Origin of the sequence: Lysinibacillus sphaericus, from assembly GCF_006864135.1 — a bacterium.
Lineage (GTDB): Bacteria > Bacillota > Bacilli > Bacillales_A > Planococcaceae > Lysinibacillus.
This window is the reverse complement of the sequence record NZ_SADV01000008.1, coordinates 56,553-79,134: the sequence shown is the minus strand read 5'-3', so window position 1 is coordinate 79,134 and position 22,582 is coordinate 56,553. Positions and strand designations below refer to the sequence as shown.

The following is a 22,582-nucleotide window of genomic DNA, read 5'->3' as shown; positions in this document are numbered from 1 at the left end:
GAACTGCAAATTTTCCTTGGCATCCATTCACTACTTAGTAGGAACTGTATGCTACATAAGTAAAACAAACGGTTCATCACCGAAAATGGGGGATGACATTTTATGAAAACGTATGTCATGTGGATAAATCAACCCTAAGTTATGGTGATGAGCCAAATAAATTTTGGAGGAATTAAATAATGGCAACAAGAACACATGCTAGTAATGAACTTTCAGAAGCATTAAAAGGCGAAAAAGTCGTACTAAAAGGTTGGGTACAACGTCGTCGCGACTTAGGTGGTTTAATTTTCATTGATTTACGTGATCGTACTGGAATCACTCAGGTAGTATTTAGTCCTGATGTTGCAGAAGCACATGCTCTAGCCGATAAAGTGCGTAGTGAGTACGTAATTGAAGTAGAAGGGACAGTTATTCTTCGCGCAGAAGATCAAATTAACCCAAATGTACCAAACGGCAAAATTGAAGTAGAAGCAACAAAATTAGTCGTTATTAATACGGCAAAAACGACACCATTCCAAATCGAAGATCGCACAGATGTATCCGAAGATTTACGTTTAAAATATCGTTATCTTGACTTGCGTCGTCCTGTGATGTTTGACACTTTCAAAATGCGTTCAGACGTTACTCGTACAATTCGTAACTTCTTACAAAACGAAGGCTTCTTAGAAGTAGAGACACCAATTTTAACTAAATCATCTCCAGAAGGAGCTCGTGACTATTTAGTACCATCACGTGTTCATGAAGGTGAATTTTATGCACTACCACAATCACCACAGCTATTTAAGCAATTATTAATGGTGTCTGGTTTCGAAAAATACTTCCAAATCGCACGTTGTTTCCGTGATGAAGACTTACGTGCTGACCGTCAACCAGAGTTTACACAAGTTGATATTGAAACAAGCTTTTTAACGCAAGAAGAAATTATTGAAATGAACGAACGCTTAATCCAAGCAGTTATGAAAGAAGTAAAAGGTATTGATATCCCTGCTCCATTCCAACGTATGAAATATCAAGAAGCTATGGATCGTTACGGCTCAGATAAACCTGACGTACGTTTCGGCTTAGAGCTAGTTGCTTTAAATGATATTTTTGATGGCTGTAATTTCAAAGTGTTTGCTGATACAGTAGCACAGGGCAAGCAAGTAAAGAGTATCAACATTAAAGGCGCGGCAGACAAATACTCTCGTAAAGACATGGACGAACTAACAAAATTCGTTGGTATTTACGGAGCAAAAGGTCTGGCTTGGTTAAAAGTAACGGAAGAAGGCTTAAACGGACCAATTGCAAAATTCTTTGACGAAGCTTTAGCAACTGCATTAATCGAACGAATGAAAGCTGAAGTGGGCGACATTTTAGTATTCGTTGCTGATAAAGCATCTGTTGTAGCAGCATCTTTAGGTGCACTTCGTACGAAATTAGGTCAAGATTTAGGCTTAATCAACGAATCAGAATTTGCATTCCTATGGATCACAGATTGGCCGTTATTAGAGTACTCTGAAGAAGACGGTCGCTATTATGCAGCGCACCATCCATTCACACGTCCATTTGATGAAGATATTCCATTAATGGAAACTGATCCTTCAGCTGTCCGCGCGCAAGCATACGATATCGTATTGAACGGCTATGAGCTTGGTGGAGGCTCACTACGTATTTATGAACGTGAATTACAAGAAAAAATGTTTAATTTACTTGGTTTCACAGAAGAAGAAGCAAGAGCCCAATTTGGCTACTTATTAGAAGCATTTGAATATGGTGTACCGCCACATGGAGGTTTAGCATTTGGTCTTGACCGCTTCGTAATGCTACTTGCTGGCCGCACTAACTTACGTGACACAATTGCATTCCCGAAAACAGCAAGTGCAAGCTGCTTATTAACAAATGCACCAAGTGAAGTTTCTTCAGAACAATTGAATGAGCTAAATTTAGCAATTAAAACATTTAAAAGATAATGAATACTTCTAAATACCTGGATTCTCTAGCAAAATTTGTTGAGAATCTAGGTTTTTTTGCGTTTTCGCAAGGAGGTAGATTTTTTTAAAGAAAATAGATTGAATTGTCAGATAAAAGATGCTATTATTACTGTAATACGAATCCTGATGTGTTTGTCTAATTGCTAGCTCTACTTAACAGTTTTGACCGAACACATTAGAAACGGGAGCCTTCATTTTGTAGTCGCAAACAAGCCCCACGCGGAGCGGGACGTTTAAAGCTGCAAAGCGGGCACCCCCCTGCGAATTGCGGGTTCAAGACGAATGTTTCTTGGCATAACGGCACAATCGGGATTCGTCATACATAGTAAATAACCACAAAGAGGAGCATAAAATTAGCTCCTTTTTTAGTGCGAAAAAATGGTTATTCAAAAAGACAACTGCATAGGATGATTTATAATAGAACAAATTTGTTAATTGTAGAGGACAAATGACAATGATTCTTGGCTTGAAAATGCATGAAGTGAAAATTGTGCCCTATGATAATGAATGGAAAAATGAATTTATACGGGTTCGTTCCGAGATTATAGAACATACGAATATCCAATGTGATCGTATTCAACATATTGGTAGGTCTCATCGGACGCCCCCAGGAAGCTTTGCTCAAAAGCGAAGCGTCAGCGACAATGTTTTATCCTGTGCGAAAGCGACAGCAACAGCAACAGCAACAGCAACAGCAACAGCAACAGCAACAGCAACAAAGCGCCCAGTCGGAACAGAAATTAACCTCAAGTTATGGCGATAAAACTAAAAAATTTAGAAAATATAAAAAATACTTTTTATTTTTGTAAAAGTGTCATATAATTGGTATAGACAACTATACCAAGTTGAATGATAGCTTGGTAACTTCAGCAAGCTCCTCAAAAAAGATTAGGGGGTGATCTATTTGAAGCATACACTTTTAATTTCCAATGTTACGATAGTCAATCATGATGAAGCACCGTTTAAGGGCGATTTATTTATTAATAATGGTAAAATTATTAAAATAAGTAATAACTTATCTGATCAGGCTGAGCATTATATTAATGGCAAAGATAAAAATTGGATACTACTACCTGGCTATATTGATATGCACATACATGGCTCAGCTGGACATGATGTGATGGACGCTACACAAATAGCATTACATCAAATGGCACGTTCTTTAGTACAAGAAGGCGTTACAGGCTTCCTTGCTACTACAATGACGCAATCTATAGAAGCGATTGAAAGCGCTTTATCCAACGTTGCTCAATTTGAAAATAATGATGATGAGGCAAGCTTATTAGGTATACATGTAGAGGGGCCATATGTATCGAAAAAACGGGCAGGAGCTCAGCCAATAGAATACATTATATTACCGTCTGCTGAGCAATTTACATTCTGGCAGAAAATAAGTAAGCAACGCATTAAACAAGTTACAATTGCGCCTGAGGTAGAGGGAGGCTTTACGTTTATTGAATCGTTAAAAGATTTAAATGTTATTGCTTCCATTGGCCATTCTGACGCATCAATTGAGGAAGTGGATAAGGCAGTAGCATTGGGAGTAAGGCAGGCCACACATTTATATAACCAAATGCGCCCTTTCCATCATCGCCAACCGGGTGTCGTTGGTGCAGTGCTATTAGAAGATCAGGTGAAGACTGAAATTATAGCTGATTTCGTGCATAGCCATCCTCAGGCTGTAAAGCTAGCGTATCGTATGAAAGGAGCGAATGGTATCATTTTAATTACAGATGCGATGCGGGCAAAAGGCTTACATGATGGTGATTATGATTTAGGTGGTCAAACCGTTCATGTTTCTAAGGATGGGGCTCATTTATCTAATGGGGCTTTAGCGGGCAGTGTGCTAACGATGGAGCAGGCAGTAAAAAATATAAAAGCAGTTACCGATTGCTCATTGCAGGAAATTGTCGCAATGTCCTCTACGAATGCTGCTAAGCAATTACAGCTTGCAACGAAAGGTCATATTGCAGAAGGATATGATGCAGATTTTGTATTACTTGATGAACATTTAAATGTACAAAAAACTATTTGTCGGGGTAAAGTTGTATTTGAGAAATGAAAGTAAAGAGGCGATAAGGATGGTGCAACACTTGTTAGATAAAAATTCTCATATACCTATCTATATACAAATAGAGGAAATCATTAAACAACGTATTTATTTAGAAGAATACAAAATCGGTGAAAATATACCTTCTGAGCGAGAGCTTTCTATGCAGTTTGATGTTAGTAGAATGACTGTTCGTCAATCAATCACAAATTTAGTGAATAGCGGATTGCTGTATCGTGAAAAAGGGAGAGGTACATATGTCGCTAATCCAAAATTAGAACAACCACTAAAAGGATTAACAAGTTTCACAGAGGATATGCGGGCTAGAGGGATGGAACCAAGCAGTAAAGTTTTACGCTTTGAAAAAATCGTACCACCAATTGATATTGCTAGAGATTTAATGTTAGAGCCGGGCGAAGAGGTGTTCTTCGTTGTACGAATCCGTAGTGCAGATTCCAAGCCAATGGCAATCGAAAGAACGTATATTCCTGTGAAAGTATATCCAGAATTAGATGAAAAGAAAATAATGGGGTCATTGTATGCGTTAATCGAAGCAAAATTCCATCAAAAAATTGGAAATGCTATTCAGCAAATGGAGGCAGCTATTGTTCCAAAAGAGGATAGTAAATTTTTGCAAATTAATCATACTGCACCTGTGTTAATTATTAAACGTACAAGTTATTTATCTGATGGAGTTCCGTTCGAGCTTGTGCGAAGTACTTATCGAGCTGATCGATACAAATTCATTAGTGAAATTAAAAGGTGATCCAATGGATGCATATTTTTTAGAAATACAAAAGTTAATGCAGGTCGTGAGGGAGCAAGAATATGCCCAAATAAAAGAGGCAGCACAATTAATTGTCAAAAGGCTTCAATGCGGAGGAATTGTCCAATTATTTGGTTGTGGCCATTCTCATCTTTTAGCACAGGACGCATTTTATCGTGCGGGAGGACTTGTACCTGTACGTCCTATCATTATTGAACCTTTAACTTTACATGCAGGAGCAATGACATCATCTAAAAACGAGAAGGACCCGACTATCATTGAACAGTATAAAAATCATTTTGATTTTCATGAACATGATGTTTGCATTGTTATTTCAACATCCGGACGAAATCAAGCACCGTTAGATGTGGCTTTTTTAGCGAAAGAAACAGGAGTGCTAGTCATGTCCCTGCAATCTCTTGCCTATTGCGAACAGCCGACCCGTCATCAAAGTGGACAGCGCTTAGAGGATGTAGTAGATATAGTTATCGATACGCATATACCAATAGGAGATGGTTTGCTGCATCACCATGACATACAGTATGCACCATCCTCTACAGTGATCGGTTCATTTATTTTAAATGCATTATTTAGTGAAATCATAGAGAGTATGGCTTTGTCTGACAAAATATTACCAGTTTTTAAAAGTAATAATGTTGATGCTGATTTGTCTCATAATGAGGCTATGATTACCAGTTATCAACATCGTATTAACTTTAAATGACATGCGGAGGGATATAGATGAAGAAAATGTTTAAAATAACTGCGCCAGAGGGACTACATGCTAGACCAGCAGCATTACTGGTAACGGCTGTAACACCGTTTGAGTGTGACGTTCAGTTAACCTATAAAGAGAAATCGGTCAATTTAAAATCGATTATGGGCGTTATGGCACAAGGGGTAGCACCTGGAAGCATTGTAGAAATTTCAGCAAAGGGATCTGATGCCGAGAAGCTTTTTCAAACAATAACAGAAGTAATGGTTTCAAAAGGAATTGGTGAGGAATGTTAGAAATACAAGGAATTGCTGTTTCTCGAGGCATTGCCTTTGCAAATGCATATTGTTTAAAGGAACCAGATCTAACTTTTGAAAAAGTTAAGATTACTGATGTCCATGCTGAACTAGAAAGATTTAAGGCAGCTATTGTAAAAACGAAAGTGGAGCTACAAGAAATCCATGAAATAGCGCAAGAGAAATTCGGTGCTGACAAGGCGGCTATTTTTGCGGCACATCTATTAGTGCTAGAAGATCCTGAAATGCTTTCATCTATTGAAGCGAAAATTCAATCTGGGGTGAATGCCGAATTTGCATTAAACGAAGTATCGAATTTGTTCATTGCAATGTTTGAAGGGCTTGATAATGTCTATATGCAGGAGCGAGTTGCAGATATTCGAGATGTATCTAAACGGGTATTAACCCATTTGTTAGGGGTTGAAATGGTTGATATGAATCGTTTAACCTCTGATGTTATTATCGTTGCTAAAGACTTAACACCGTCCATGACTGCGATGCTAGATACAACGTATGTCAAAGGGTTTATAACGGATAATGGTGGCAAAACATCTCATTCTGCTATTCTCGCACGAACGTTAGAGATTCCAGCGGTAGTTGGGACGAAAAATGCCACGGAACGTATTCAACATGGAGCACCAATTATTTTAGATGGGACAAATGGCAAGATTTTTGTCAACGCTTCATCGGAAATAACTAGCTTTTATTTGCAGCAACAGAATTTACACAATGAGGAGAATGAAGAACTTCTTCGCTATCGTTCATTACCAAGTTTGAGTGCAGATGGTTTTTCAGTAGAAATTGCAGGGAATATAGGAAACCCTGAAGATGCGGATATGGTCATCAATGCTTGCGGAGATGGTATCGGCCTGTTTCGAACAGAGTTTTTATATATGGAACGTCAGGAGCTACCAACTGAGGAGGAGCAGTTTCAAGCATATAAAAGTGTACTAGAGAAAATGCAAGGCAAGCCAACGATTGTTCGGACATTAGATATTGGTGGCGATAAAAATCTACCATATTTAAAGCTTGCTGATGAGATGAACCCATTTCTTGGCTATCGTGCAATTCGGATTAGTTTAACTCAACAAGAAATATTTCGTGTACAGATTCGTGCATTACTAAAAGCAAGCGCTTACGGCAATTTAAAAATTATGTTTCCGATGATTGCTACATTGGACGAATTTAAAATGGCGAAGGCAATATTGCTTGAAGAACAACAAAGTTTGAAGAGTGATGGATACCTTATATCTGAAAAGTTAGAAGTAGGAATGATGATTGAAATTCCATCGGCAGCCATCATTGCAGATGTATTTGCAAAGGAAGTAGATTTTTTCTCAATCGGTACAAATGATTTAATCCAATACACGTTAGCAGCAGATCGCATGAACGAAAATGTTTCTTATTTATATCAACCGTATCATCCTGCTGTTTTAAGACTGATAAAAAATGTCATTGATGCAGCACAGCATCATGGAAAATGGGTAGGTATGTGTGGTGAAATGGCAGCAGATGAAATAGCGTTACCGATTTTACTAGGATTTGGATTAAATGAGTTTTCCATGAGTGCTTCCTCTATATTAAAGACTCGTGCACATCTCGCTAAGCTTTCCAAACATCAGCTAACACCACATAATGAGCGCATTTTACAACTATCTACGGCCTCAGAGGTCGAGGAATATGTCAAAAATAATCTATTAAGTTTATCTTGAATTGCGCGAATATTCAGTATGGAGAAGGGGTGATCTAGCGTATGGAAATAACAATAATACCGCCAAATGATTATTTACAAATACATCAATTAAGAGATTATTGTTTTCCTAATAAGTATACGGGTGCGCGGCGCGATGATTTTCACTATTGGATTGAGCATAGTACAACATTGGGTGCTTACGATGAAAATAAAGTAGTTGGACAGTTATTCATATTGCCACTAAATATAACAATTCATGGTGAAAATTATAAGATGGGCGGAATTGGTTTTGTTGCAACATATCCTGAGTATCGGCAACAAGGTATTATCAAAAAGCTTATGACAGAGGCCCTGAAGAAAATGCGAGAGAATGGGCAGAGCATATCTGTGTTAGCACCATTTTCGGTATCCTTTTATCGTTACTTCGGCTGGGAGTTATTTGTTGAAAAGCTATGTTACACCATTCCGCAAATGCTGTTTCCTTCTTTCGGAAAGCAGCTGGACGTAGTAAAACGTATGAGCTTTGAGTGGCCAGATCGTGATCTTTTTCAGGCGATTAAAGATTTTCATAATGCACAGGCGTTGTTCAATAATGGAAGTATGTTACGAGATGATGCTTGGTGGAAAAGAATAGAGAGAAGGATGCCTGATAGTCATTTTGCGGCATATTTTAAGGATGATAGTATTGCAGGTTATATTCGCTATATCATTCAAGATGGAACGTTTGAGATTCATGATTTTATAGCTGAGGATTTACTAGCAGAACAAGCGATTTGGCGTTTTATAACGTCTCATGCAGCGAGTGTGAGTAACATTAAAGGAGTTACTTCAAACAACCATCAATTTGGCTTTTATTTTAAAGAACCACAGTTTAAAAAGGAAGTCGTTCAGGATGTGATGGTAAGAATAGTAGATGCTTTGATGTTCATGCAACATTATCCGTGGGGCGATATTCAGGAGCCGTTATATATTCAAATTGAAGATATATTTTGTAGCTGGAATGAGCACGCATATAAAATAAATAAAAGTGGAGATGTCTCGATAATTGAGACAAATTCTAGCCCAAAAGTGCATATGTTAACATTACCAATTAATCTTTTTTCAGCGATGATGGTGGGCTATCTTTCTGTAAAGGATGCTGCCTTGTATGCAAATGAAGAATTGGCTGAAGACATTATTGATCGCTGGCAGCAAGCGTTACCCTCTAATAAACCCGCATTCTATGAATACTTTTAAGTCGTGTATATATTGAAAAAGTAGGTATGAATGTAGTTGGTTCTGAAAAATTAAATTTTTTTGAACTTTTTTCTGGACTATACCAGTAAGGTGAATCCATTCTGTAGTCTGTAACAGAGTTATAGCCCAATTTTTAAAGTCTTTCTATAAGGGAATAAATGGTGTAAAAAGTATATTGTGGTATATACCAATTGATGCTATTCTCATCATAAGAAAGCGATTTCATAGTTAAAAAATCATAAAAATAAAGTTAGTTAAAAAGACGATCTTATCATGAAAAGGAGTGCTTTTATGAAAAACATTATGCTAGTTTGCGTGGCGGGAATGAGTACTAGTTTATTAGTGTCAAAGATGCAAAAAGCTGCACAAGAACAAAATATTGAGGCAGATATTTATGCGATTGCTGAAGGTGAGGTTGACAAAGTATTAGCTACTAAAACGGTGGATGTGCTGCTACTAGGTCCACAAGTACGTTACTTAAAAGGAACATTTGAAAAAAAATACAAGGCAATGAATTTTCCGATTGATGTCATTAATATGGCGGATTACGGCATGATGAATGGCGAAAATGTTTTAAATCAAGCGTTACAGTTGATTGGTTAAGGGGGCAGCGACAATGGAAGAAACAGTTTTGATGGAATCCATTATGGGACTGATTGTGCATAGTGGTAATACGAGAAGTGAATGTATGGAGGCTATCCAGCTAGCAAAAAATGGCCAGATTCAAGAAGCAAAGGAAAAAATACAGGTAGCTAACGAAGCATTGATTGAAGCGCATCATTCTCAGACGGCTCTACTGTCACAAGAAGCAAGGGGAGAAAAAGTAGAAGTATCAATGTTGTTAATTCACGCACAGGATCATTTAATGAATGCCATCACGTTTCGTGATTTAGCAACTGAAATGATTGAGTTGTACGAACGAATCAAAGGGGAATAGCATCAAGCCTTGATGTCACAATAAAAACGTAAAGGGAGTGTGTGAAATGTTCCGTTTTTTAGAAGAAAAATTTGTACCAGTCGCAGCTAGAGTAGGGAATCAGCGTCATTTAGTTGCCATTCGAGATGGCTTTATTACAATCATGCCATTGACAATTGTTGGGTCACTTGCGGTTCTTGTTAATAATTTGCCTATCAAATTCTATCAAAATGCGCTCGATGCCATCTGGAAGCATGAAACTTGGACACAGTGGGGCGGCAATGTTTGGGGAGCAACATTTGGAATTATCTCTTTGTTATTAGCCTTTACAATTGCTTACCATCTTGCAAAAAGTTACGACAAGGATGGACTTTCTGCCGGTGTGATCAGCTTTTCAACTTATTTGACGTTCGGTACTTTTGGTGAAGGTGGATTAACAGGGTTAACGACAGGTACAGGTGGTATATTTATTGCCATTATTATTGCATTGCTGTCAACTGAATTATTTTGTAAATTGACTGGCAATCCTAAGTTACTAATTAAAATGCCGAATGGAGTACCACCGGCTGTTTCAAAATCTTTCGCCGCATTATTACCTGCTATTATTACAATTGGTTTATTTGCTCTAGTTCGTACAATTATTTCGGCAGGCTTTGATATTCCTGATATTGTCGGTTCGTTCTACTCAGCCGTTCAAGAGCCGTTTATGGGCTTAACGAATTCATGGGTTGCGGCATTACTTTTAGCATTTATTCCTACGTTTTTATGGACATTAGGTGTTCATGGTGCTAACATTATCGAACCGTTTATGCAAACGATCAATTTACCAGCTATAGAAAAAAATGTTGAAGCAATTTCATCTGGGGAAATAGCGCCATACATCGTCAATAAACCATTCTTTGATGCCTTCATCAATATGGGTGGTTCCGGTACGACAATAGCACTTATTATCGCCATTTTCATTTTTGCTAGAAAGAATAAGCAATATAATACCGTCGGAAAGCTGTCCGCAGCACCAGGTCTTTTTAATATTAATGAACCATTACTTTTCGGTCTTCCAATTGTGTTAAACCCAGTATTATTCGTACCGTTTATTTTGACACCAATGGTGAACGTAACCATTGCTTTCTTTGCAACGAAGTGGGGCTTTGTGCCAGCAGCTACGGTGTCACCACCATGGACAACGCCACCGATTATTAATGGTTTCTTAGCAACTCAATCTTGGCAAGGAGCTGCCCTTAGTATTGTCTTAATTGTAGTCGCGGTATGTATTTATTTACCGTTCATTTCAATGGCCAACCGCATGGCAAAGCAGAATGAACTACGGGCTGCTGAAGCAGAGGCTCAAAAAGAACAGCAAGTTACAAAATTAGAGAGTCAAAAAGTAGAAGTGTAATTGTGAGCTAACGGAGGTATTTAAATTGAAAAGATTAGGGATTTCACTATATCCTCAGCATAGTACACTAGACGATATGAAGCGATATGTTCAGCTCGCTCATGACAATGGTTTTGATCGAATATTTACATGTCTTATGTCCTTAAATAACGATGAGGAACGACAAAAATTACAACAAATCAATAAATTTGGGCAGCAGCTTGGCTTTGAAATTTCTGCTGATATTGCACCAGCTGTTTTTGAAGATTTAGGCTTAACGTATAAAGATATCGGTTACTTTAAGGAGCATTATCATTTAGCGGCATTGCGCTTAGATATGGGTTTTTCTGGCCAGGAAGAAGCGTTTATGTCGCTCGATGCAAGTAATTTAAAAATAGAATTAAATATTAGTAACGGTACTAAATATGTAGAAAATATAGTATCCTATCAACCGAATAAAGATAATATTATTGGCTGTCATAATTTTTATCCGAGACGTTTCACAGGTTTATCACGTCAACATTTTTTACAAACATCTCAAAAATTTAAAGCAAATCATATTCGTACAGCAGCCATGATTTCATCACAGCATGCGATGTTCGGACCTTGGGAAGAAACAGAGCATGGATTGCCTACATTAGAAGAGCATCGTCATCTTCCAATTACTGTGCAAGCAAAGGATTTATGGCACACTGGTTTAATAGATGATTGTATTATCGGCAATATGTATGCTTCTGAGGAAGAAATACGTGCGTTAGGTCAATTAAATCGCCATAAGCTAGAGCTGAAAGTTGAGCAGTCAATTGAAACGTCTATTTTAGAAGAAGCCATCCTTTTTAAGGAGCCCCATTTTAATCGTGGTGATGTTTCGGATTATGTGATCCGTAGTACGCAATCTCGTGTTAAATATAAAAATGGTGACTTCCCTGTACATGATACCCACCTATTAAAATTGGGCGATGTGACAATCGATAATAATTTAGATGTACGTTATAAGGGTGAGCTCCAAATTGTTTTAAAGGAAATGCCGAATGCCGGATCGACAAATGTTGTGGCAAGAGTTGTAGAAGAAGAACAATTTTTATTAGCACATATTCAGCCTTGGGCATCATTTGGCTTTACGAAATGGTGACAGAAGAAGGGATTAAGCCATTAGAGATAGTGCTTAATCCCTTTTTATCTTTAGCAAGCAGATGTTTTTTTGAGGAACAGCTAAGGTGAAATTGACGAGAAAGGAGTAAGGATATGATTGTATTAGCGATTGACGGTGGTGGAACGAAAACGTCAGCAGTCATTTGTGATGAATTGGGCAATGTTTATGCTAAAGTAGTAACGACTCGTAGTAACCCAACAGCTATGGGTATTCCAATTTTTAAGTCAACGATTCATGATATACTACAAAATTTGCAACAACAAAATCCGCAAGTATTTGCTGCCATAGATAGTTGTTTTGCTGGCATGGCTGGCGTTAAGGAGCTACAGGCTGAAGATGTTGTAGAATCGATAGTACGTCAATACGTTCCTAAGACAGCTCATGTGATTGTTGATAATGATGCTCTAATTGCACTTTATGCAGGCACACTTGGGCAGGCAGGTATTGTGCAAATTGCAGGGACAGGCGCTATTACAATGGGCTACGATCGTGAGCAACGCTTTCATAGAGTTGGTGGCTGGGGTTATCTTTTTGATGATGAGGGCAGTGGCTATGATTTAGGTATTCAAGTGCTGAAGGCTATTTTTCAAAGCTATGATGGACGCGGAGACCCAACAGCTTTGACAGCTGTCATATTGCGTTATTTTTCTGTAGAAAATGTACCACAATTAATAGAGTGTATATATGGAGAAGAGCATCCTCGGACCGTGATTTCACCGTTAAGTAAATATGTTTTCGATGCGGCAGAAGAAGGTGATCGTGTTGCTATTCAGATCATTGAGGATGCTTGTAAGAAATATTATGTGGCAATTAAAGCATGTTACGCTCATATGACTTGGGAGGAAGGGGACGTGCCTGTCGTATTAGTGGGTGGCGTTTTTAATAACGAAGCATATTTTTTACCGAAATTACAGCAATTCGCACAGGCTGACAAAATACCATTGCAATTTATGGCACCAATTTTACAACCGATCGGCGGGGCGGTAATTGCGGCTTTTAAGCAAATAAATGCCCAGCTCGGCTTAGATTTTGCGGCATGTTTCTCCAAAAATTATGAACAAGAATAGTGTTAAGACTAAAGGCAATTGGATGACGATTTATTCAATTGCCTAAATTTTTTACTTTAAGCTGGAAACATTTAGATTTTTAACGGCTCAAGTCAAACTTTACATAAATTCTTTCAGTGGATGTCACGGAATTGGAAAGGAGTTACTAATGGATGTTAGCCTAAAATCATTGTATTCATGTGATAACAGCTAACTGACCTGCATCACGCCGCTACGCTTTCGTGCAAAAAACATCCGCAGGCTAAAGCACAAAGCCAATACGAGACGCATTGTTTATCTGTACGAAAGCGAAGCGACAGCAACGATTATGCCGAGGCATAATTGATTTAGTAGGAATACTTCATTTTTTTAATTATAATTTTTACTTGATGAATATCGTAATAAAATGTAAGATAGGTTTGATTTTATCTTAGTATTTAACTAGGTTTACTAATAAAGTGATTAGTGGGGTGTATTATCCATGATCACCAATCGGGCTTTAACGGGCAATGTATATTACTGTCCGTTAAAGCGTACTAAAAATTCAATAGACGGAGAGTGTAAGGATGTTACATCAATTTTCTCGTAATGAGCTCGCAATAGGAACAGAGGGACTCGAAAAATTAAAAAATACAACGGTAGCCATTCTTGGTGTAGGCGGTGTAGGTTCATTTGCTGCTGAGGCTTGTGCACGAAGTGGTATTGGCCGCATTATTTTAGTGGATAAGGATAATGTAGATATTACGAATGTTAATCGTCAATTAGTTGCCTATCTTTCAACGGTCGGAAAATCTAAGTCAGGTGTCATGAAAGAACGTATTGCTGATATTAATCCAGAATGTGAAGTAATTGATATGCATATGTTTTACACGGAGGAAACATATGAGGAATTTTTCGCACAGGGCATAGATTATGTCATTGATGCGAGTGACACTGTGATGTATAAAATTCATATTATGAAGGAATGTCTAAAGCGTAATATTCCGATGATATCTAGCATGGGTGCAGCCAATAAAATGGATCCAACTCGTTTCAAAATTGCAGATATTTCTAAAACGCATACGGACCCATTGGCTAAAGTAATCCGTACAAAATTACGTAAGGATGGTATTCATAAAGGAGTAACGGTTGTGTTCTCAGATGAGAGTCCTATTGTTGTTCGTCCAGATGTCGTAGAGCATGTCGGAAAACCGGATGCAGCTATTCGTAAAGCAAAAATGCCTCCATCTTCCAATGCCTTTGTTCCTTCAGTGGCAGGCTTAATTGCTGCCAGCTGGGTAGTGAATACAATCTTAAAAGATGTAAAAATTACACGTGTACAAGGCTAATACAACTTTGAAAAATCTGTTATGTCGATAAATATAACTTCTTTCAGCAATTATTTCTGTAGCGAAAGCGAAGCGTTAGCTACAAGTGTTTTTGTACCGAAAGAGTAGCGACAGGTCCAGAGAAGTATTCCACCTCTTTAGGTGTGAGAGAATGCTGTTCTAAATCACTTTTCAGCGGTTGCCCGAACATTCGCAGAAAGAAGTTAAGCCTCCGACGGATGTCACTGAATAGGAAATAAGTTACTGCGCTTTCGCACGCAATTATGCCGAGGCATAATTGCTTAAGTGAGGCGATAAATTCAAAAACTTTCATCGATAAATTAACAATAATTTTTTCGATAAGCTTAAATAATTTTTCGATAAAATAAAAGTGGAACGAAATCACCCTTAGTAATGGTGATTGGCCATTTTATGGAAGTAGCTGTCTCGTTTGAAGACAGCTACTTTTTCTATGTTACAATAGGAACGTTGTAAAAAAGGGATCTACGATATTTATTAGAATATCTATACAATTTATGTGGAAGAGACATATTACGACTCCTTCAACATTTGCTGTAGAACCTATAAAAGGAGGCGTTTTATTATGGAGCAAATCTATCAAATGGAATATAGGGGCTTAAATCTATTCGATGAAATTAGTACAGTAGAATTAGCTATTGATGAAGAAGGGCAAACAATTCACATTTTTGATGTTGGACAAGTTGTTAGTCCTATTTTTAATTTTGATGTTTCGGCCTACGAGCTATCAGATGGTTTCTATAAAATGGCGGATATACTTCGACATAAACGTATATTGACAAATCAACAGCCAGGTAATGAACTAACACTTAGTGAGTGGTTAATTACAAATACGGCCTATTTTTATATGCCACAAAAAAGAATAAAAAAATATGCTCAAGGAAGTATAATAGAAATTATTGATCGAACGAAAGAGCAATCTTTATTTGATGATTATGTACAAAAAATATAATTCTACTAAAATAGTTCGCATTCGGTACTCAAAATGCTAATAATTCACTAAATTGTCTTATTTTTTTCATGTACCCACTTCTTTATTTGGTTTATTGCTATAATTTTAATAATTCCAATAGATAATAAAAAAGTTTGTTTGGATGTGCAGGACTGCCTAGGGGAGTAGGAATGACGTTTAGAAAACAAATGACAATATGGGAGAGTGGGAAAATGGAAATTCAAGTAATTCGTGATCATTTAGACATTGTAAAACTTCAAGAGAAAATGAATGATATTGTATTTGACTATTTGGATACATCTAATAATTATCCAAAGGCTATGAGAGAACTAAATCCTTTGTATACACAAGCTACAACATTTTATAAAGAGTATTTAGACGATAGAGCGGGTGAATTACCAAGTGCCAATACATATTGGCATTTGTTTATAGATTGCTGTGCAAAGCTGTGCTACTTTTTAGCGGCATCAACGTATTATTCATCCAATGAGTTACAAAAAACACCTGAAAAAGTTGAGCAATTATTAACGATTGCTGCCTATTCTTTACCTAGCATTGACCAAGAAGAGAATGAACAATTATTATCAGCAATTTTTGCGCTTTATCGTGAAGTAGTAGGGGATGAAGAGAAAACATCATCATTACGAAATGCTGTGCTTGAACAAAAAGGTGCAGTCAAACAGTGCTTACAACAATTAAAAGTATTTGTTGATAATGAAATGACGAAATAATTAAAGAGTGCTTGAACATTTTTTTAAAATAATATAGCAACTAGAATCTGCTTACTTTTTGCGGTTGATTCACCAATTCTTACAGTACTCTGCTTTGTGAGGGTGATTGGGTTTCAAGTTCTTAAAAAGTATTGCAGATTTTTTTTGTAAATGTTAATAGATTATCGTGCGAAGACCGTGAAGTCCGTTATTGTAGTGATAAAGTTTCATTGTGCGAAAATAAAAAAAGGGCTTTTTACTTAAAAGGTATTTATAGATTTTTGTCGAAATATAGTTAAAAATTGCAAATCTATTTGCAAGCATTATGGCTCAAGCATCAAAAGTAACGGAATTAACTATACGTTATGGTGATGATAAAGATTTATTCCATGCTGTATGAATTTATAGGAAAGGGGCAGTTCAATGTTAATAAACGGTATCGACATCGATTTGGCGAAATTAGAAAAACCGCTCTTATTAGTAAGTGAGAGTGAGGAACTTCTATTTCGACAGCTTATACAAGAAACACTTGAACATGAGCTTACCCAATATCAATTAGCCCTATCAACAAGGAAATCTATCTCATTAGTTAGGGATTTTTGGTTCGCTATGTATAAAGATCGAGAGAAATTATATATCAACAGCGGACATGCGCTCTTGTATCCAATTCGTTTAATCATATTCGAAGTTGTGACACAAGACGACTCCTTTAAACGTTTGTCGAAAAAATCTTTTGGAGATGAGTGTCTGTCACTTATTTATGCCATTGTCCTATTACAATTTGTCTTATTGTGGATAAAGGAACGTTTTAGTGATAACAAGGAAGTATATGAGTCATTAAAATTTTTATATAGAACAACTGATAATAATATAGATGATCAATTTTCTCCATCAAGAGAGCAATCAATTGGTCAAGCAATTGCTGTAAAAGCAATTCGTTCTGAAGTACGGGAGAACTCCCAGGAATTTGCTAGTCTACTCTATCAAACCTATAATTTTCTACATTATTTACATGATATCGAAAAGGACAAAGAGGAGAAAGAAACGACGAGGCAGCCATCGATGAAAGATGTGGAAGAAACATTGAACCGATTTTACGAAACACGCTACACAACAAAAAAGGCGACCTTCACAGGATGATTGTTTAGTAGTCTGTCCTGTTTTTTTAGAGAAAGTAATAAGATAAAAAAATAAGGCGCTTCTTGTTAAAATTGAAGTGCCCTATTTTCATGAAAAAACTAACTTATATGTTTTTCAGTACTCTTATTACTTTTTATCCTTATGAAAAGATTTAAGCTTTTCGTAGATTCCTGCCATTCGTTTTTCTTCACCCGCAATAACAGGTTTATAAAATTCTGTGCCTACAAGCTCATCCGGTAAATATTGCTGGTCTACCCATCCACCAAATGTTCCGATGGGGCTGTTGTGGGGATATTGATAGCCTACATGACCTAAATCTTTTGCCCCTTCATAGTGAGCATCGCGTAGATGATGTGGAATATCGCCTGTTTTTCCTGCATGAATGCTGGCAATGGCGGCATCAATCGCAACAATTGCAGAATTGGATTTAGAAGCAAGGCACATTTCAATAATAGCACTTGCAAGCGGAATACGCGCCTCTGGTAGTCCTAGACGCTCTGCCGCTTGTACAGCCGCAAGCATATGCGGTCCTACTTCAGGATTGGCAAGGCCTATATCTTCATAAGCCATAACTAGTAAGCGTCGACTAACAGCTACTAAATCACCAGTTTCCAATAAATGAGCTAAATAATACATTGCTGCATTCGTATCACTTCCACGAACTGATTTTTGTAACGCAGATAGCAAATTATAAAAATGGGATCCTTTTTTATCACCATAAACGCCAATTCTGCCTACAAGATGCTCAATGATATGATCAACAGCGATTGTTTGACCGTCTACTTCATCACTTGCATAATAAATTGATTCAAGCAAAGTTAATGCCTTCCGTGCGTCACCATTAGCTGCTTCAGCAATTTGATAAATTTGATGATCTGTTAATATAAAGTGATATTTACCTAGCCCGCGTCTTTCATCAGAAAGTGCTTTTTTTATAAGCTCGATTATATTTTCGTTCGTTAACCGTTTTAGTTGATATATTTCTCCACAACGTGAGCGGATAGCGGGATTGACATCATGGTACGGATTTTCCGTTGTCGCGCCAATTAACACGATCGAGCCGTTTTCAACATGTGGCAACAAAGCATCCTGTTGTAATTTATTAAAACGATGAATCTCATCCAAAAAAAGAAGGACTTTTCCTGTGATTCTAGCTTCTTGTACAATATCCTCGACGTCTTTTTTACCAGCACGAGTAGCATTAAGCGCGAAAAAGGGGAGCCTCGAGCTTCCTGCTATGGCATTCGCTATTGACGTTTTGCCGATACCTGGCTCACCATATAGCAGCATGGATGGAACATGTTCATTTTGAATCATTTTATAAAGAGCGGTGTTAGGACCGATAAAATCCTGCTGTCCTACAATTTCATCGAGGGTTAAAGGACGCATGCGATAAGCGAGTGGTTCATTATGCATTAAAATTCCCCCTTTCAACTGTTTTCAATGATTTTTGTTTTTGTGCTTAGAATGAAGCGTTATATAGTATTTTACCTAATTATTTTAAGGTGCAATTAATAGTATATCATAACCTTCCGAGTGTATTTCCGAGTTCTTCGAGAGGAGATTATGATATACTGTTGGTAGTATTTTTGACTAGACTATTTGAGGGTGATAAAATGAAAATTTCTACAAAGGGCCGTTATGGTCTAACGATTATGATTGAATTAGCAAAGCATTATGGTGAAGGGCCTATCCCACTACGCAAAATTGCTGCTGAAAAGGATCTTTCTGAGGCATACTTAGAGCAGTTAGTTTCACCATTACGTAATTCAGGCTTAGTGAAAAGTGTACGCGGTGCATATGGTGGGTATATGCTAGCAAATCCACCAAGTGAAATTTCAGCGGCTAATGTTATTAGCGTGTTAGAGGGTCCAATTCAACCAGTAGAAGGTATTGAAAATGAAGAAGCACCTCAGCGAGAGTTATGGCTCCGCATTCGTGATGCTGTGAAAAATGTATTAGATACAACGACAATTGAGGATTTAGCTCAATATACTGAGGAAAATGTAGCGGAAGGCTATATGTTCTATATTTAAAATTAGGCTAAAGCACATCTCTCTACCCAGAGGTAGAGAGATGAGTCTTTAGCGCTTTTCGTACAAAGGAGTTTTCAACATGAATTCATATATTTATCTTGATCATGCAGCGTCATCACCAATGAATGACAAAGTAATAGACGCTATGACTACAGCAATGCAACAGGTTTATGGGAATGCATCAAGTATTCATGGGATAGGTCGAGAGGCACGTAAATATTTAGATAATGCACGTGAAATACTTGCCCAATCAATTGGTGCTCAGCCTGGAGAAATTATTATAACAAGTGGCGGAACAGAGGCGGATAATACGGCTATTTTTGGTACTGTTTATGCACGGGCTGCTGAAGGGAAGCATATCATTACCACACAAATTGAACATCACGCGGTGTTACATACTTGTGAAAAGCTTGAGCGAGATGGCTTTGATGTGACATATTTGCCGGTTGATGGGAATGGCCGTGTTTCTGTAGAAGATGTGCGAAATGCATTGCGAGAGGATACAATTTTAGTAACGATTATGTACGGCAATAATGAAGTTGGTACGATTCAACCGATTGCTGAAATTGGTGACTTGTTACGCGAACATAAGGCTATTTTTCATACAGATGCCGTTCAGGCATATGGTTTAGAGTCAATTAATGTTGCTGATCTCCATGTTGATTTACTAAGTGTTTCAGCTCATAAGATTAATGGTCCTAAAGGTATTGGTTTCCTATACCAAAAAGCTGGGACACCATACACTAGTTATGCATTTGGGGGAGCACACGAGAAAAAACGTCGTGCAGGTACTGAAAATGTGCCTGCAGTGCTTGGTTTTGCGACTGCAGTGCAAATTGCAAATGAGTTGCGAGAAGAAAAGCGCGCACTATACAATCGCTTTAAGCAAATTTTGCTGGATGTTTTCACGAAAGAAAATCTAGCATTTCATATGAATGGAGATTTAGGCAATACGCTCCCACACGTTTTAAATGTAAGTTTTTCTGGTATGGAAGTAGAGTCATTCTTAGTAAATCTTGATATGGCGGGTATTTGCGTATCGAGTGGTTCTGCGTGTACTGCTGGTTCCATTGATCCATCACACGTTTTAGTTGCGATGTTTGGACAAGGGGCAGAGGAATTACGTAACTCAATCCGCTTTAGCTTTGGTCAAGGTTTAACAGAAGATGATGTACAACATGCCGCAGAAAAAACAGCAGCGATTGTAAAAAGATTAGCCAAAAAATAATTTATTAAAATTATACATTTAATGGAATTTGAATAAAAGAAAAGGTGACCAATTATGAAAGAAACACGTGACCCCTCACAAATTCGTGTTGTAGTCGGCATGTCGGGTGGGGTAGATTCTTCGGTTGCTGCATATTTGTTAAAACAACAAGGATATGAAGTAATCGGGATATTTATGAAAAACTGGGATGATACAGACGAAAATGGCGTTTGTACAGCTACAGAAGACTATGATGATGTTATTAAAGTATGTAATCAAATCGGGATTCCATACTATGCAGTGAATTTTGAAAAACAATATTGGGATAAGGTTTTCACATACTTTTTAGAAGAGTATAAAGCAGGACGCACGCCAAATCCTGATGTAATGTGTAATAAGGAAATTAAATTTAAAGCGTTTTTAGAGCATGCGATGAATCTGGGAGCTGATTATTTAGCGACAGGACACTATGCTCGAGTTGATCGTAGTGGCGAAGGCGAAGTTAAAATGCTTCGAGGCATTGATAATAATAAAGATCAAACGTATTTCTTAAACCAATTATCGCAGGAACAATTATCGCATGTAATGTTCCCAATTGGACATATTGAGAAAAAAGAAGTCCGTAAAATTGCGGAGGAAGCTGGGTTAGCTACAGCGAAGAAAAAAGATTCAACAGGAATTTGCTTTATTGGAGAGCGTAATTTCAAAGAATTTTTAAGTCAATATTTACCGGCGCAACCTGGTAAGATGGAGACAATGGATGGTGTCGTAATGGGCCAGCATGATGGATTAATGTACTATACGCTTGGTCAACGTCATGGTCTTGGAATTGGTGGCGACGGTGAACCTTGGTTCGTGTTAGGGAAAGATTTGGAGCGCAATGTGTTACTAGTTGGACAAGGCTTCAATAATGATTCGCTATTTTCAACTTCACTGACTGCTGTGAAAATGAGCTATAGTTCGACAAAAAAATTGCCCGGGAAATTTTCATGCACAGCAAAATTCCGTTATCGTCAAACAGACACACCAGTAGAAGTGGAAATTTTAGAGGACGGACGTACACATATTACGTTTGCTGAGCCAGTACGTGCGATTACACCTGGACAAGCTGTGGTACTATACGACGGTGAAGAATGTTTAGGTGGCGGTACAATCGACGAAGTATTTAAAAATAATGAAAAACTAACATATGTAGGTTAATTTGCGAAAAGATTGCTTATACTCTTTCCTAAAGCGTATAGAGTTTAGGCCTCTTTCGCTACATAGAGATGAGGAATAACAATGGATTTTAACGAGCAGGGCATTCAAGCGTTTCAAGAAAAGCGCTACGAGGATGCTGCACAACTTTTTACACAAGCAATTGAAGCAGAGCCTGAAAACCCAATTGGTTATGTGAACTTCGGAAATCTTTTAGCGGTCTTAGAGGATACTGAACGTGCAGAACGTTTTTTTCAAAAAGCAATTACAGTTGATGAAACGGCAGCAACTGCTTATTATGGTTTAGCAAATTTATATTATAATGCGGAACGATATGCGGAAGCAGCAAAGCTTTATGAGCAAGCACTAAAACATAAAATTGAAGGCGCAGATGTGTATTATATGATGGGCAAATGTTTTGAGCGAATGGAAAGTCCGAAGCTTGCACTACCATATTTACAACGAGCTTCAGAGCTTGCACCAGAAGACACACAAATTCGTCTAGCATATGCCATCGTGCTATGTGCGCTAGAAATGTTCGAAGAAGGTAAAAAGGAATTAGACTATTTGATCGAACAGGATTGGAATAACGCAGATGCACATTATAATTTAGGTGTACTATATGCGGTATCTACTGAGCAAACAGAAGATGCTATGTACCACCTAAAACAAGCCTTTACATTACAGCCAGAATACGACCAAGCACGTTATATTTATGATATGATTGCTCAGCGATTTAACTAAAATAATTTGAAAGGATGCCGAAACTAGTTCAGCA

General features: G+C 37.7%; 22 protein-coding genes and 1 other RNA gene. 22 read left to right on the top strand and 1 reads right to left on the bottom strand.

What is annotated here, in order from left to right; all coding sequences use genetic code 11:
• Positions 1-179: 179 nt before the first annotated feature.
• The 18 genes from aspS to C7Y47_RS11775 all read left to right on the top strand — a co-directional run bounded on the left by aspS (position 180) and on the right by C7Y47_RS11775 (position 17,364).
• The gene (aspS, locus tag C7Y47_RS11860; protein ID WP_142508973.1) at positions 180-1,949 is read left to right on the top strand and encodes an aspartate--tRNA ligase; all 1,770 of its coding nucleotides are present in this window, start codon (positions 180-182) and stop codon (positions 1,947-1,949) included.
• Positions 1,950-2,087: 138 nt separating this feature from the next.
• Positions 2,088-2,287, top strand: a non-coding RNA gene (gene ssrS, locus C7Y47_RS11855) — 6S RNA.
• Between the two features lie 131 nt (positions 2,288-2,418).
• Positions 2,419-2,733, top strand: a complete 315-nt coding sequence (locus C7Y47_RS24925; RefSeq protein WP_185903471.1) for a hypothetical protein — start codon at positions 2,419-2,421, stop codon at positions 2,731-2,733.
• Between the two features lie 141 nt (positions 2,734-2,874).
• A complete protein-coding gene (nagA, locus tag C7Y47_RS11845; protein ID WP_142508971.1) occupies positions 2,875-4,032 on the top strand; it encodes an N-acetylglucosamine-6-phosphate deacetylase in 1,158 nt (385 codons plus the stop codon).
• 31 nt (positions 4,033-4,063) lie between these two features.
• A complete protein-coding gene (locus tag C7Y47_RS11840; protein WP_132356949.1) occupies positions 4,064-4,786 on the top strand; it encodes a GntR family transcriptional regulator in 723 nt (240 codons plus the stop codon).
• Between the two features lie 4 nt (positions 4,787-4,790).
• A complete protein-coding gene (locus tag C7Y47_RS11835) occupies positions 4,791-5,510 on the top strand; it encodes a sugar isomerase domain-containing protein (protein WP_142509090.1) in 720 nt (239 codons plus the stop codon).
• 17 nt (positions 5,511-5,527) lie between these two features.
• Entirely contained in the window at positions 5,528-5,797 is a 270-nt protein-coding gene (locus C7Y47_RS11830; protein ID WP_142508970.1) for an HPr family phosphocarrier protein, read from the top strand.
• Complete coding sequence (gene ptsP / locus C7Y47_RS11825) at positions 5,791-7,509, top strand: phosphoenolpyruvate--protein phosphotransferase (protein WP_142508969.1); 1,719 nt, start codon at positions 5,791-5,793, stop codon at positions 7,507-7,509. Before C7Y47_RS11830 ends, ptsP begins: the two co-directional genes overlap by 7 nt.
• 41 nt (positions 7,510-7,550) lie before the next feature.
• The gene (locus tag C7Y47_RS11820; RefSeq protein WP_142508968.1) at positions 7,551-8,726 is read left to right on the top strand and encodes a GNAT family N-acetyltransferase; all 1,176 of its coding nucleotides are present in this window, start codon (positions 7,551-7,553) and stop codon (positions 8,724-8,726) included.
• Positions 8,727-9,017: 291 nt separating this feature from the next.
• A complete protein-coding gene (locus C7Y47_RS11815; protein WP_132356945.1) occupies positions 9,018-9,329 on the top strand; it encodes a PTS sugar transporter subunit IIB in 312 nt (103 codons plus the stop codon).
• A gap of 13 nt (positions 9,330-9,342) precedes the next feature.
• Positions 9,343-9,663 carry a PTS lactose/cellobiose transporter subunit IIA gene (locus tag C7Y47_RS11810; protein WP_142508967.1) on the top strand — a complete coding sequence of 107 codons (321 nt, stop codon included), beginning with the start codon at positions 9,343-9,345 and terminating at the stop codon, positions 9,661-9,663.
• Between the two features lie 46 nt (positions 9,664-9,709).
• On the top strand, positions 9,710-11,038 hold the full coding sequence (locus C7Y47_RS11805; protein ID WP_132356943.1) for a PTS sugar transporter subunit IIC: 1,329 nt from the start codon (positions 9,710-9,712) through the stop codon (positions 11,036-11,038).
• A gap of 25 nt (positions 11,039-11,063) precedes the next feature.
• Entirely contained in the window at positions 11,064-12,149 is a 1,086-nt protein-coding gene (locus tag C7Y47_RS11800; protein ID WP_142508966.1) for a DUF871 domain-containing protein, read from the top strand.
• Positions 12,150-12,262: 113 nt separating this feature from the next.
• Positions 12,263-13,237, top strand: a complete 975-nt coding sequence (locus C7Y47_RS11795; protein ID WP_142508965.1) for an N-acetylglucosamine kinase — start codon at positions 12,263-12,265, stop codon at positions 13,235-13,237.
• A gap of 545 nt (positions 13,238-13,782) precedes the next feature.
• Positions 13,783-14,544 (top strand): tRNA threonylcarbamoyladenosine dehydratase, encoded by a 762-nt coding sequence (locus C7Y47_RS11790; protein WP_132356940.1) that lies wholly within the window; start codon positions 13,783-13,785, stop codon positions 14,542-14,544.
• Positions 14,545-15,127: 583 nt separating this feature from the next.
• Complete coding sequence (locus tag C7Y47_RS11785) at positions 15,128-15,514, top strand: hypothetical protein (protein WP_142508964.1); 387 nt, start codon at positions 15,128-15,130, stop codon at positions 15,512-15,514.
• Between the two features lie 170 nt (positions 15,515-15,684).
• Positions 15,685-16,245: a hypothetical protein gene (locus C7Y47_RS11780; RefSeq protein WP_255505151.1), complete on the top strand. Its 561-nt coding sequence runs from the start codon at positions 15,685-15,687 to the stop codon at positions 16,243-16,245.
• A gap of 402 nt (positions 16,246-16,647) precedes the next feature.
• Complete coding sequence (locus C7Y47_RS11775) at positions 16,648-17,364, top strand: hypothetical protein (protein ID WP_142508963.1); 717 nt, start codon at positions 16,648-16,650, stop codon at positions 17,362-17,364.
• 126 nt (positions 17,365-17,490) lie between these two features.
• On the opposite strand, the gene C7Y47_RS11770 is transcribed toward C7Y47_RS11775, so the two are convergent.
• Complete coding sequence (locus tag C7Y47_RS11770) at positions 17,491-18,780, bottom strand: replication-associated recombination protein A (RefSeq protein WP_142508962.1); 1,290 nt, start codon at positions 18,778-18,780, stop codon at positions 17,491-17,493.
• A 200-nt stretch (positions 18,781-18,980) separates the two neighbouring features.
• Between C7Y47_RS11770 and cymR the strand changes: the two genes are divergently transcribed.
• The 4 genes from cymR to C7Y47_RS11750 all read left to right on the top strand — a co-directional run bounded on the left by cymR (position 18,981) and on the right by C7Y47_RS11750 (position 22,548).
• Complete coding sequence (cymR, locus tag C7Y47_RS11765) at positions 18,981-19,400, top strand: cysteine metabolism transcriptional regulator CymR (protein WP_132356936.1); 420 nt, start codon at positions 18,981-18,983, stop codon at positions 19,398-19,400.
• Between the two features lie 79 nt (positions 19,401-19,479).
• Entirely contained in the window at positions 19,480-20,628 is a 1,149-nt protein-coding gene (locus C7Y47_RS11760; protein ID WP_142508961.1) for a cysteine desulfurase family protein, read from the top strand.
• Between the two features lie 54 nt (positions 20,629-20,682).
• Positions 20,683-21,807, top strand: coding sequence for a tRNA 2-thiouridine(34) synthase MnmA (gene mnmA, locus C7Y47_RS11755; protein WP_142508960.1), 1,125 nt, complete (start codon positions 20,683-20,685; stop codon positions 21,805-21,807).
• 81 nt (positions 21,808-21,888) lie between these two features.
• The gene (locus C7Y47_RS11750; protein WP_142508959.1) at positions 21,889-22,548 is read left to right on the top strand and encodes a tetratricopeptide repeat protein; all 660 of its coding nucleotides are present in this window, start codon (positions 21,889-21,891) and stop codon (positions 22,546-22,548) included.
• Positions 22,549-22,582 lie beyond the last annotated feature (34 nt).